Genomic DNA, 13,366 nt, shown 5'->3' on the forward strand with positions numbered 1-13,366 from the left:
GCTCTTTTTTATGGCTCTTTATTTCCACTGGAGCTCTGCACCGCCGGTCCGGGTCACGTTCCGCCGCGAAGCGAGGTCTTCGACGAGCTGCAGAAGCGCGTAGTCCTTCTGCTTTGCTTCAATCATGCCATCAATGGGCTCGCCGATCTGCTTTAAGGCCTGAAGAAAAGGAAGATTGAACTCCGGATCCACGTAGTCGGCATGGCTCCGGAAGGCCTCGGATGATTTCGGTGAGGAAAGATGGATTTTCGGCCGGCTGCCGGTGTGGGCCCACGTATCGATAAACCGGGGCAGCAGCTCCTCCAGACGTTCCTCCTCAAAATGGTTGGCCTCGAAGTGATGATAATCAAACATCATTGGAATTTTTTCCTGTTCACAGACAGCGAGCACGTCGCCTGCTGTGTACGTTTTATCATCATTTTCCAGTGTCATCCGTGCCTTGATTTTTTCGGGCAGCTGCTGAAGGTTTTTATGAAACCGTGCTACCGCCGCTTTTTTATCCCCGTAGGCTCCCCCGACATGCAGGTTGATCCATGCCCATTGTTCGAGTCCCATGGCTTCAAGCATATGGTAATGGTACTCCATGTCCTGCACGGCATTGGCGGTGACATTCGGCTTGTCGCTTGTAAATAACGTGAACTGGTTCGGATGAAAGCTCGGGCGGATATTGTGTTCCCGCACGAGTCTGCCGATTTCCTTGTATAAATCCGCAAAAGGCGTTATGTAATCCCAGGCGGCGTCGTCATGAGTGGCAAGCGGCGCAAGCGAGGAAGAAAAACGGTACAAAGGAATGTCGTGGGCGATATTGTAATGAAGCATGCGGATCGTGTGCTCCAGGTTCAAACGGGTGACCTCGTGCAGCTTATCCTCGCGGCTGCTCCGGTCCATTTTCCGCCAGCGCGTCAGTGTCATTGTTTTGCCCGGAGAAGCGTTCCAGAGAGCAAGAGCCTGGGATACGTATCCGAGTCGTAAAGTCATCATACATACTGCCTCCAATTTCAGATCTTTGTTACACATACCCAAAAAGCTGCAAACGTAGTCTTCAAGGGAAGTGGCAAAGAAAATAAATCGTGACTTAATTGAACGAAAGTTGTAAAATAGTTTAAACGATAATAATAAAAAAGTTCAATTTAAGGGGGTGCAGATGTGAATGAACTGGTGAAATTAGAGGGTGTATCAAAATATTTTGGAAAGCATGCGGCGCTTGAGCATGTGGATTTGATGATCCGTCAAGGAGAAACGGTAGGGTTTCTCGGTCCGAATGGCTCCGGGAAGTCTACTACGATCCGGGTGATGCTTGGTCTGCTGAAAAAAAGCGGCGGTGAAGTGAAGCTGTTTGGCAAAGATGCGTGGGCTGAGGCTGTAGATATTCATAAACGGGTGGCTTATGTACCGGGTGATGTGAACGTCTGGCCGAATTTAACCGGCGGCCAGGTAATTGATATTCTTGGGAAGCTGCACGGTGATTTTAATGAAGAGAAACGCCAGCAGTTGATTGAACGCTTTCAGCTCGATCCGCGGAAAAAAAGCAAAACGTATTCGAAGGGGAACCGGCAGAAGCTAGCACTCATTACGGCCTTCGCCTCGGAGGCGGATCTGTATATTTTTGACGAACCGACTTCGGGTCTGGATCCGTTAATGGCTTCTATTTTCCGGGAATGCGTGCGGGAGCTGCAGCAGAAAGGAAAGGCGGTACTTCTTTCGAGCCACATACTGGCAGAGGTGGAAGAACTGTGTGACCGGGTGAGCATCATTAAAGAAGGAAAAATTATTGAATCCGGAACGCTTGAGGAGCTTCGGCATTTAACCCGTATTTCCATTACGGCAGAAACGAAGCAGACGGTCTCTTCTTTAGCGGAACGAAGCGACGTCCACCAGTGGAAGGCAGACGAATCGAAGGTGCACTTCTATGTGGATGCAAAAGGACTGGCGCCGGTCATGCAGGAGCTTGCAGCAGCGGAGGTACTTTCACTGGAATCCAGGCCGCCGACGCTCGAAGAAATTTTTCTTCGCCATTATGAATCGAAGGCAGGGGAAGCAGGATGAACATGTCCATGTTCACAGGAACGGGCAGGCTGTTTTGGGTAATGCTCCGGAAAGAAAAAGTGCGGCTGCCCATTTGGGTCGTTTCGATTTCGGTGCTGTTTCTGCTCAGTATTCTGAGCTTTCCGGAAACGTATCCGACACAGGAAGACCGCCAGGGCCGCGCCCTGCTGCTGGAAAGTCCGGCACTCCGGGCAATGGCGGGTCCTGGGTACGGGCTCGAAAACTACACGTTCGGCGCGATGATTACGAATGAGATGTTTTTATACGTGGCGGTCGCTGCTGCGTTTATGAGTATCTTTATGATCGTCCGCAATACAAGGGCCGAAGAGGAAAGCGGACTATCGGAGCTTATGAAAGCACGGGTTGTCGGCCGGGTTAGTATATCCACGGCTGCTTTTTTGCTGATGGCACTCGCGAATCTTTTCATCGCCGTCATTATCATTGTCGGCATGCCTTATACGATAGAAGGTCTCAGCTGGGCAGGGGCTTTGGTCTTTGGACTCGGAGTCGCCGGTGTCGGAATTATGTTTGGCGCCATCAGCCTGTTTATGGCTCAGGTGAGCGAAAGCGCCGGAGCGGCATCCGGTATCAGCTCTGCGCTGCTTGGCCTGGCATTTTTATTCCGGGCCGTCGGCGATGTGGCTGCTGTGGATGTATGGCGGTGGCTGTCTCCGATTGGATGGGGCCAGGCAATGCGCGCCTTTGTGGATGAGCGCTGGTGGCCGCTTGGTCTGTTTGCCGGGGGTATTATACTACTTGCAGTGGCAGCCATTTATGTAGACTACCGCCGGGACGACGGGGCCGGGGTGCTGCGGGTTCAGGGCGGGAAAGCCCGAGCTGGCTGCAGTTTGACTCACCTGCTTGGGCTGCAGAGCTTTTTATTTCGCTGGGTTTTTCTGAGCTGGGCAGCGGGCGCGGCCCTGTACGGTGTGGCGATGGGGGCCATAAGTGAAGAAGCTGCTGACTTTTTTGCGGATAATCCAATCGGTGAAGATTTTCTCGTACAGGCCGAAGGAGCCACGCTTGCAGAATCGTTATTTGCCACGTATATGGCCTTTCTCGCCATGCTGGCGGCTGGCTATGCGCTGCAGGTGATGACCAAAATGATCCGGGAGGAAAAGAGCGGCCGGGGAGAGATTTTGCTGGTTCAGTCTGTACCGCGTCCGCGGTGGATGCTTGATTATCTCCTGATTTCCTGCGTGGGGAACTTCATGCTGCTTGTGATCAGCGGCATCGGCGCCGGAGCGCTTTACGGCTACTATACGGACAGCGTGGAAGGGGCATGGAAGGTGTTTTTCTCTGCCATCGCACAGACGCCGGCTGTCTGGGTATTTATTGGGCTGGCTGCTTTATTAATGGGCCTGTGGCCCAGGGCGCTGTCACTCGTCTGGCTTGTGTATACAGCGTTTACCCTGATCGGGCTTATTGGGCCGCTGCTTCAGCTGCCGGACTGGGTAAGTGATATTTCACCATATGCGCAGATCCCGGGCGTGCCTGCAGAGGAATGGACAGGCTGGTCGACAGTCATTCTTCTGGCCGTATTTGCCGTTTTCGCCGCAGTCGGAATGTATACGATCAGAAAAAGAGATTTAATCCTTTAAAGTAAGGATAGAAATGGGGAAGCAGCAGTGGCGCACAATAAAAAACGGCGAACAACAAGAAAAAAGAAAGATCTGGTCGACACCGCGCACCTCCTGTTTCTGCAGGAAGGGATAAAAGCGGTCACCATCGAGCAGCTGTGCGCGGAAGCAAGCGCGAGCAAGGCTACATTTTATAAATACTTTACAGACAAAGAAGGCATTTTAAGCGAAATGCTCGACGGCGTGATGCAGGAGTCCAAAGACAAAATGGAAGAACTGATCGGGCAAAGCAGAAAGCATGGGATGACCGAAGAGATGCTTTTGAAGATATTTGATATGAAGGAATACGAATCATTTTTTCAATCAAGCTTTCTCACGGAATTAATGCAGGATTATCCGCATGTACTGGCCGATTACAGCAGCCGTGGCGAAAAGATAGTCATGCCGGTGTTCCGGGAGCTGGTGGAGCTGGCAAAAGAGCAGGGGATTCTCCGGGAAAATATTAATATTGATTTTTTCATGTCGTATGCCATCTCGCTCCGGCAGATGGTGGCCTTCCGGATTCAGCAGGGGGAGGACGTCCCGGGGAGCATGACGCTTGAAGAATACCAGACGCATTTTTATGATTTGTTTTTGTACGGTATCGTTAAAAGATAAGCAGAAGAGCTGCCGGTTGCCGGCGGCTTTTTTTGCGGTAGCTGGAATTTCCACTGGTAGGAGCATTACTTTTTCTGCTACAGTAAAAGTTAAAATAACCAGTTATTTCAGAAATGATTGGATATGTATCACAAGGGGGCAGAGACGGTGAACATAGGAGAAATGCTGCAGCGACCGGTTTGGAAGGATGCGAGACTGCTTGCCGGAAAAGACGGGGACATCCGGGAGATCCGGCAGGTGAACATGATGGATGCGCCGGATATTGTTGATTATCTGCAGGAGGATGATTTGCTGATAACGACTGGCTATCATTATAAAGATCGTCCTGAGGAATTGAGTATACTCATCGAGCGGATGGACGCTGTAGGATGCGCCGGCATTGGGCTGAAAATCGAGCGTTTTCTCCAGGAGCTGCCGGAGAGCGTCATCGAAAAAGCAGACGAGCTGCAGTTTCCTATTATTGCCCTCCCGGAAGATATCGGTCTTGGAGCAATGGTCAATGATATGCTCAACGACATGCTTTCGGTACGGACAAGAGAGCTGCGCGAAGCGTTAAACATCCACCAGCGGCTGACCGATCATGTAATGCATGGAAAAGGCCTGACAGCACTCCTTGAAGAAGTATGCGAATACATCGGATTTCCGGTTCTGCTGCTGGATGCCTATGACCGTCCGATCTATGCAGGCGAAGGAATGGAAACAGCGCAGGGAGTAATTGAAGCGCACCGCAGGGCAAAGCGGGATTTATTTTTAAGCGGAAGTACATACAGCAGCTTCTGCGTGTGGGAAACAGCGCAGACGTACACACTGTTTCCAGTACGGACGCATGAAACACGCAGCGGATGTCTTGTGATCGGCGGAGAAATTCCGATTTATGATAACGGACTTGTGCTGATTATCGACCAGGCTGTGAATGTTATCGGGTTCGAACGAATGAAACAGAGTGCCATCGCTCAATACGAACGGAGAGCCCGTGACGAATTTTTTCAAAATTACATTAACGGAGGCTATTCGTCCGATGAAGAAGCGCGAAACCGGGCGAAGGAAATGGGACTGCCAAACAACCGTAATTACGGCTGTGCCGTCGGTATGCTTGACCCCGAGCCCCGGCTTCCGGTCACCTATACCCAGCAGCAGCGGGAAATGGACCATATGTATGAATACATTGAAGGGGAATTGGGCAAATGGCGCTCCCCGGCCTGGTTTTTCAAAAAAGAGCGGCAGTGTATTATTTTGTGGGAGGAGGAACAGCTGCATGCAGACACTGATGAAGCTTCAGTGGAAGCACTGCGGCAGCTGCAGGAGGGGATTCAACTGTTTTTTGACCGCTCGATATCCTTTGGCATCGGAAATGCGGCGAGGACGTTTCTTGACATCCCGGCGTCCTACAAAGAGGCGGAAAACACCTTGTACAACAGCCAGCTTACCGGAGAGCGCGGTTTTATACGCTCCTACTATACAAAGGACATCGCCCAGCTTCTCCGGCTGCTGCCCACCGAAGAGCTGGCCTCGTTCAGCCACTCGGTCCTGCAGGAATTAACGGAGGGGAGCCAGGAGGACCAGGGGCTTGTGCAGACGTTATCTGTCTACCTGGAGTCGCACTGCCATGTGGCTGATACGGCCAAACGGCTTTACATTCACCGCAATACGGTGCTCTACCGCCTGGAAAAATGTGAGGAGCGCTTAGGAGTTCCCCTGAAAAATCCCGAAACGACGATGCGGCTGCGCCTGGCACTGCGGGTGCAGAACGTCCTTTCCTCGGAATAATGTAAGATAATCTGCACAAAGCCATTCATTTCCTTAGCGATTATAGATACATTAACTAAAATATTTTGATAATTTTATATAGAACGTCTAATGAAACGAGTCCGGGCCTCCTATAAGATGGATAGTAAGGTAACAATAAAAGGAGGAACACCTAATCATGGCTAACGGAACCAACGGGCTTCGGACTTTTTCATTGGGACTTCAGCATGTACTTGCAATGTACGCCGGAGCGATACTCGTTCCGCTTATCGTAGGACGCGCACTGGAGCTTTCAGCAGAACAGCTGGCATACTTAGTGGCAATTGACCTGCTTTCCTGCGGCGTGGCAACCCTGCTGCAGCTGTGGAGAGGAAATCATATCGGCATCGGACTGCCTGTCATGCTCGGCGTATCATTTGTAGCAGTGACCCCGATGATCAGTATTGGCACCAATTACGGCATAACAGCTATTTACGGATCGATTCTTGTGGCTGGACTGTTTGTCGTTATCTTTGCCAGATTTTTTGGAAAATTACAAAAGGTGTTCCCGCCGATCGTGCGCGGCACTGTCGTAACGATTATCGGGCTTTCGCTTATTCCTACCGGTATCAGAAACATGGCGGGCGGAGAAGGAAGCGAAAACTTCGGCTCCCTTTTTAATCTGCTTTTATCAGTCAGTGTACTCGTCGTGATCATTCTTTTATTCCGGATGTTTACAGGGTTTATGAGATCGCTTGCTGTCTTAATCGGTATTGCCGGCGGCACGATAGCCGCGGCAGTGATGGGACAGGTCTCCTTTGGAGAAGTGATGGAAGCCTCGTGGTTCCATTTTCCTCAGCCGCTGTACTTCGGGATGCCGACATTTGAAATTGGGCCGATTATCACGATGATTATTGTGTGCAGTGTGATTGTCGTTGAAACGACCGGTGCCTACTACGCAGTCGCCCGTATTACGGAGCGTGAGCTAAACGAGGATGACCTGGTCCGGGGCTACCGTTCCGAAGGACTTGCAGTCATTATCGGCGGCTTGTTCAACGCTTTTCCCTACAGTACATTTGCCCAGAATGTAGGTTTGCTGGAGCTTTCAAAGGTAAAAACGAGAAACGTTATTTTCTCTGCGGCTATGACACTGATCGTCCTGGGGCTGATTCCAAAAGTTGCTGCCCTTGTGGTCATCATTCCAACGCCGGTGCTTGGCGGGGCGACCGTCGTCATGTTTGGAATGGTTGTCGTTGCAGGTCTGCAGATGCTCCGTGAGGTCGATTTTAATGATCAGTCGAACCAGCTGGTTGTTGCTTGCTCCGTGTCGCTTGCACTGGGCGCGACAGTAGTGCCCGAGCTGTTTTCAAGCCTTCCGGAAGGGCTTGCCATCATCTTCGGGGATGGCATTATCACTGGTAGTTTAGCCGCAATTTTCATCAATCTCCTATTTAATATACGGTGGAAGGGGGAACATGTATATAATGAAGAAAAACAAAGTAAAGCTTGAAGGAGGAGTAGTGTATGCTGACCATTGAACAAGTAAACCAATTATCCCGCAGGGAATTTATCGACACTTTCGGAGGGGTGTATGAAAATTCTCCGTGGGTGGCAGAGGCAGTTGAACCGGTGAGACCAATGGAATCTGTTGAAGACCTGCATCAGCGGATGGCAGGTGTAGTTATGACATCCGGGGAAGAGAACCGGCGCGCATTGATCCAGGCGCATCCGTCTCTCGGAGAAAAGAAACCGATGAGCGGGGCATCCACTGCCGAGCAGGAAGGCGCTGGCTTAACGGAAATGGAAGAGGAGCAGCAGGAAGAGCTGCGGATATGGAACGAGCGTTACCAGGACAAGTTTGGCATGCCGTTTATTATGGCTGTGAGAGGAAAGAAGACAGAGGATATTTTACAGGCAGTACAAACACGCATGGACCATACACAGGAGGAGGAAGAACGCCAGGCTCTCCGGGAAATTCACCGCATAGCTTTTCTGCGGCTTGAGGCCATCATTGAAGAGGAGCAGACGGAAACGGTGACTGCATTAAACGAAAGTGTGGAAACAGGCAGCAGTGCCGCAGGCGATGATCATGAATCTTCTGCAGCACTTGCGGCAGAGCCGGCCCGCATGTCGCAGACAGTGACGAGAACAGGCAGTAAAAAGCGGAGAACGATGAGCTACGGCAAGGGTGATGTGTTCGCCTACCGGACGTTTTCGATTCCGTTTACAGATATCACGCCCATACCGGAATCTCCGTATGAAGGCACAAATAACACAATTTTCGGTTTGAATGTCTCCGTTAACATTACCGGGGAAGCCTTCCTTCCAAGCTTTACTGAGGGCGACAACAGTATGGTGGTGGCGACGGACTCCATGAAAAACTTTATTCAGCGTCACCTTGGCAGCTATGAAGGCGCAACGGTGGAAGGGTTCCTCGCTTATGTCGGGGAAGCGTTTCTCGAAAAATATGATCATGTTGAAACCGCAGAAGTATACGCTGACCATCTTCCTTTTGAAAAAGTAAATGTAGACGATACGGGGTACAAAAGCGGTGTAGTGTTTAAAAAATCTCATAACGAAAAACCTGCAGCGATGGTTAAAGTAGGACGGACCTCGTTCGGGGCTCCGGAGATTATTGAGCAGGAGAGCTACGTAAAGGACGTCCAGCTCGTGAAAGTAGTGGACAATTCATTTGTCGGCTTTATCCGGGATGAATATACGACGCTGCCGGAAGACTCCAACCGCCCGCTGTTTATTTATTTAAATATCGGCTGGACATATGAAACGCCGCAGACTGCCTTCGGACAGAACGGGGAAGGCTACGTAGCTGCAGAGCAGGTGAAGGACATTGCAGCTGCTGTTTTCCACGAAACACAGACGGCCTCGATTCAGCAGCTGATCTATTATATTGGCCGCCGGGTGCTTGAGCGGTTCCCGCAGCTTCAGGAGGTCTCGTTCGAGTCGCAGAACCATACGTGGGATACTGTGGTCGAAGATATTCCGGGAAGCGACGGCAAAGTATACACAGAGCCGCGCCGTCCGTACGGCTTCCAGCGCTTTGCGGTACACCGCGAAGATCTGGATGATGAAGGGGAAGTATAAATGGGACTCACAACACATGTGCTTGATTTGGCTTCCGGCCGTCCAGGCGAAGGTATAGCTTTAACGCTGTACCGTCTGGAGGGCAGCCGGAAAATTAAAGAAGCAGAACGGATCACCAATGCAGATGGGCGGGTGGATGAACCGCTGCTGCAGGCAGATGATATTCAAACAGCTGCGTACGAGGTGGAATTTCAAACAGGGGAATATCTCCGGGAGAAGGGATGGACAAAGGAGGAGCCGCATTTTCTGGAAACGGTGGCTCTCCGCGTCACGCTTTCGGCGGAAGAAACGTCCTATCACCTCCCGCTGCTGTTGTCCCCCTATGGCTATCAAACGTACCGGGGAAGCTGACTAAAAGCCAGGCAAAGGAGGGACCGTATGGCTGTTCATTCTTCAAACATAATTCAGGATCAAATTGATCAGCTGCTGGAGTGGCTAGCCGGCTTTGGAAAAACAGAAGACGGCGGTGTGACGAGGCTTTTATACGATGAATCGTGGCAGCAGGCCCAGGAAGCAGTAAAGATGAAAATGGGGGCAATGGGTCTTGAAGCCCGGTATGATGCCGTCGGAAATGTATTCGGACGCCTTGAAGGGACAGAAAAAACAGATAAGGTCGTTATGACCGGCTCCCACATTGATTCCGTCGTAAACGGCGGCATATATGACGGCGCGTACGGCGTGGCTGCTGCAATGCTTGCCGTAGAAAGGCTGAAGCAGACTTACGGGCGGCCGAAGCAGAGCATTGAAATCGTATCGTTCTGTGAGGAGGAAGGAAGTCGTTTTCCGGTCACGTTCTGGGGCTCGGGCCATATTACCGGAAGGCTGTCTGAGGGTGAAACAGAGACCCTGAAGGATACAGACGGTATCTCTATTGGCCAGGCGATGCGGGCATGTGAATTTGAAGCTCCGGCCTCGCTTCCGCTCAGGCGTGAAGACATTGACTCCTTCATTGAGCTTCATGTGGAGCAGGGAGGTACATTGAAAAAGACGGATGCTTCTGTTGGAGTGGTGTCAGATATTGTCGGACAGCGCAGGTACCACGTTACTGTCGAAGGGGAAAGCAATCATGCCGGAACCACTCCCATGCCGGAACGCAAGGATGCGGTGGTATTAGCAAGTGAACTGATTACAAATATTACCGCCATGGCCAGGCAAAAGGATGAAAGCCTGGTAGCCACGGTGGGCAAAATGGAAATTGCGCCAAACGTACCAAACGTCATCGCGTCTAAGGTCGTTTTCAGCCTGGATGTCCGTCATCACAGCAAAGCACTGCTCGAAGAATTCGAGCAGGAGCTCGAAAATCTGTACGCTGCTCAGGCTGAACAGTGCGACATGAGCGTTTCTTCAAATTGCTGGATGGAAGTAGAGCCGGTGCCAATGAGCAGAGACGTATATGAAACGATGCACAAAGCTGCTGAAAGCCTGCATATTTCATCGCAGCTGATGATCAGCGGAGCCGGGCACGACGCCCAGGTCATGGGCAGCTATTATCCGACTGCACTGTTGTTTGTGCCAAGCGAAGCCGGTGTGAGCCATTCCCCGAAGGAATATACCAAATCCAGCGATTTGGAGCAGGGAGTAAAAGTGCTTGAAGAAACACTGTTTCGTTTAGCGTATTAGAAAGGAGAGTAAATATGGGCTATCACCAGGAAATCCAGCCGCCGCTCCGCACGATCATGACACCGGGTCCGGTGGAGGCGGATCCCCGGGTGCTCCGTGCCATGAGCACGCCGGTAGTCGGACAGTTTGACCCAGCCTTTACGAATATTATGAATGAAACGATGGAGCTTCTTCGCCGCATCTTTCAAACTGAAAATGAATGGGCCTTTCCGGTGGACGGCACCTCCCGTTCGGGTATTGAAGCGGTGCTTGCGAGTGCGATTCACCCGGGGGACCGGGTACTCGTGCCGATTTACGGTCGGTTTGGGTATCTTTTAACTGAGATCGCCGAACGGTACGGCGCAGAGATCCACACGCTCGAAAAGGAATGGGGCTCGGTCTTTTCCCCAGAAGAAGTCATCGAGAAAATGGACTGTGTGAAGCCGGATATTGTTGCGATGGTGCACGGCGAAACGTCGACCGGCTGCATTCAGCCGCTTAAAGAAATCGGCCACGCCTGCCGGGCACGCGGGATCTACATTGTAGTGGATGCGGTGGCTACAATTGGCGGTGTCCCGGTCAAAACAGATGAATGGTGTCTGGATGCGGTCATCGGCGGGACGCAGAAATGCTTCAGCGTTCCGTCCGGAATGGCTCCGCTTACGTACAATGAACGCCTCGAGCGCCGCTTTCAGGCGCGGAAAAAAGTGGAACGGGGGATTGCGACAGAGGCAGATAAGCAGCCGGAAGCACCGATGATCCGGAGTAATTACTTTGATCTCAGCCAGCTGCAGGACTACTGGGGCCCGCGGCGCCTGAATCATCATACCGAAGCGACGTCGATGGTTTATGCGCTTCATGAAGGCTCAAGACTGATCGTCAACGAAGGGCTCGAATCCCGCTTTGCCCGGCACCGCTACCACGAAGAAGCGCTGACAGCCGGTTTAAAGGCAATGGGCCTGTCGCTGTTTGTTGAAGGCGAACAGAAGCTGCCGGTCGTCACCTGCATTAATGTCCCGGAGGGCATTGACGCAGATGAGGTCCGCAAAATGCTGCTTGAACAGTTCGGGATTGAAATCGCGTCGTCCTTCGGACCACTGCATGGAAAAATCTGGCGCATTGGCTCCATGGGCTACAGCTGCCGGAAGGAAAACGTGCTGGCTGTGCTCGGAGCGCTCGAATCAGTGCTTTTATACGCCGGGGCCCAGGTGAATCCCGGCACTGCCCAGCAGGCAGCCCTGTCCTTTTATATGCAGAAAAAAGATACAAAAGCTACGGCTGAAGTATAGGAGGACACATAAAAATGTATGATCTGCTGATTAAAAATGGAACCGTTGTCCGCCCAGCCGGTACAGAAGTAACTACGGTGGCAGTCTCAGACGGAAAAATAGCAGCCTTTGGCGTTTCTGATGAAACCAAAGCGCAAAGCGTAGTAGACGCTGATGGAATGCTCGTCATGCCGGGAGCGGTAGATGTTCACGTTCATTTCAGCGAGCCCGGCCGGGACTGGGAAGGCTTCGAAACAGGCTCCCGGATGCTTGCAGCGGGCGGCATCACTACATATATGGATATGCCGTTAAACGGTATTCCTTCTACGATCACCACGGAAAATGCCGAAGAAAAAGCAGCGCTTGGCCGGCAGAAATCCGTCCTGGACTTTGGGCTTTGGGGTGGCCTCGTGCCCGGGGGAGTAGAACATATTCCGGCTATGGCGGCGCGGGGCATACGTGTGTTCAAAGCCTTTATGTCGCCGAGCGGCAACCCGGAATTTGAACGGGCGGATGATGAAACGCTGTTCCGGGGGATGCAGGCAATTGCCGAACACGGAGGAATGCTCGGTCTTCATGCAGAAAGCGCACCGGTAGTGAATACGCTCAGCCGGCAGCTCGAGGAGCAGGGGCGCACGGAAGCGGATGATTATTTGGCTTCCAGGCCGGTGGAAGCAGAGCTCGAAGCGGTGCAGCGCGCCCTCGTTTTTGCGAAGCAGACAGGCTGTCCGCTGCACTTTGTACATATCAGCTCTGCTGAGGCGGTCCAGGTGATTCAGCGCGCAAAAGCAGCCGGACAGGATGTTACGCTCGAAACCTGCGCCCATTATCTGATGTTTGACCACGAAGCACTGCGAATGCGCGGAGCTGAAGCAAAATGCGCGCCGCCATTACGGGAGGCCCCGGTACAGCAGGAGCTTGTATCCAGATGGAAGCAGGGGGATATAGATATGGTGACCTCCGATCATTCACCGTGTCCGGAAGAGTTGAAAGGAGGCGGGCTGTGGCAGGCGTGGGGAGGTATTTCGGGCGGTCCATACACGCTGTTGAGTGTACTCGAGCTCACAGCGAAGCACGGCCTGCCATGGGAAAAAGCAGCAGCTTGGACTGCAGAGCATCCGGCGTACCGTTTTGGGCTGCATCAAAAGGGGAGCCTGGAAGAAGGGAAGGATGCAGACATCGTGCTGATCGACATCCACGAAGAAACGACAGTGACGCGCGGAACGATGCACATGCGTCATAAGCACAGTTTGTTTGAAGGGCATCGTTTTCCACACCGGATTCATTCAGTCTGGCAGAGGGGCACAGAAATTTATAACGGAAAAACTGATACATTTACAAACAGACAAGGAAGGTGGCTGCAGGAATAATGCTCCGGCAGCCACTTTT

General features: G+C 52.0%; 11 protein-coding genes. 10 read left to right on the top strand and 1 reads right to left on the bottom strand.

Features of this window, described 5'->3' with window-relative positions:
- Positions 1-18: 18 nt before the first annotated feature.
- Entirely contained in the window at positions 19-978 is a 960-nt protein-coding gene (gene uvsE, locus ACTRXH_RS10665) for a UV DNA damage repair endonuclease UvsE (protein WP_474282138.1), read from the bottom strand.
- Between the two features lie 168 nt (positions 979-1,146).
- Between uvsE and ACTRXH_RS10670 the strand changes: the two genes are divergently transcribed.
- From ACTRXH_RS10670 to allB, 10 genes are all read left to right on the top strand, one after another.
- Positions 1,147-2,046, top strand: a complete 900-nt coding sequence (locus tag ACTRXH_RS10670; RefSeq protein WP_474282068.1) for an ABC transporter ATP-binding protein — start codon at positions 1,147-1,149, stop codon at positions 2,044-2,046.
- Between the two features lie 2 nt (positions 2,047-2,048).
- Entirely contained in the window at positions 2,049-3,647 is a 1,599-nt protein-coding gene (locus tag ACTRXH_RS10675) for an ABC transporter permease (protein WP_474282070.1), read from the top strand.
- 27 nt (positions 3,648-3,674) lie between these two features.
- The gene (locus ACTRXH_RS10680) at positions 3,675-4,283 is read left to right on the top strand and encodes a TetR/AcrR family transcriptional regulator (protein ID WP_474282072.1); all 609 of its coding nucleotides are present in this window, start codon (positions 3,675-3,677) and stop codon (positions 4,281-4,283) included.
- 147 nt (positions 4,284-4,430) lie between these two features.
- On the top strand, positions 4,431-6,050 hold the full coding sequence (locus tag ACTRXH_RS10685; protein ID WP_474282074.1) for a PucR family transcriptional regulator: 1,620 nt from the start codon (positions 4,431-4,433) through the stop codon (positions 6,048-6,050).
- Positions 6,051-6,207: 157 nt separating this feature from the next.
- Positions 6,208-7,518: a nucleobase:cation symporter-2 family protein gene (locus ACTRXH_RS10690; protein WP_474282076.1), complete on the top strand. Its 1,311-nt coding sequence runs from the start codon at positions 6,208-6,210 to the stop codon at positions 7,516-7,518.
- Positions 7,519-7,532: 14 nt separating this feature from the next.
- The gene (pucL, locus tag ACTRXH_RS10695; protein ID WP_474282078.1) at positions 7,533-9,110 is read left to right on the top strand and encodes a factor-independent urate hydroxylase; all 1,578 of its coding nucleotides are present in this window, start codon (positions 7,533-7,535) and stop codon (positions 9,108-9,110) included.
- A complete protein-coding gene (uraH, locus tag ACTRXH_RS10700) occupies positions 9,111-9,461 on the top strand; it encodes a hydroxyisourate hydrolase (protein WP_474282080.1) in 351 nt (116 codons plus the stop codon).
- Positions 9,462-9,488: 27 nt separating this feature from the next.
- Positions 9,489-10,730, top strand: a complete 1,242-nt coding sequence (gene allC, locus ACTRXH_RS10705; protein ID WP_474282082.1) for an allantoate deiminase — start codon at positions 9,489-9,491, stop codon at positions 10,728-10,730.
- Between the two features lie 14 nt (positions 10,731-10,744).
- A complete protein-coding gene (locus ACTRXH_RS10710) occupies positions 10,745-11,998 on the top strand; it encodes a pyridoxal-phosphate-dependent aminotransferase family protein (RefSeq protein WP_474282084.1) in 1,254 nt (417 codons plus the stop codon).
- Positions 11,999-12,012: 14 nt separating this feature from the next.
- Positions 12,013-13,347, top strand: a complete 1,335-nt coding sequence (gene allB / locus ACTRXH_RS10715; RefSeq protein WP_474282086.1) for an allantoinase AllB — start codon at positions 12,013-12,015, stop codon at positions 13,345-13,347.
- Positions 13,348-13,366 lie beyond the last annotated feature (19 nt).

It is taken from the genome of Marinococcus sp. LNHM5E3-2.1 (genome assembly GCF_056034365.1).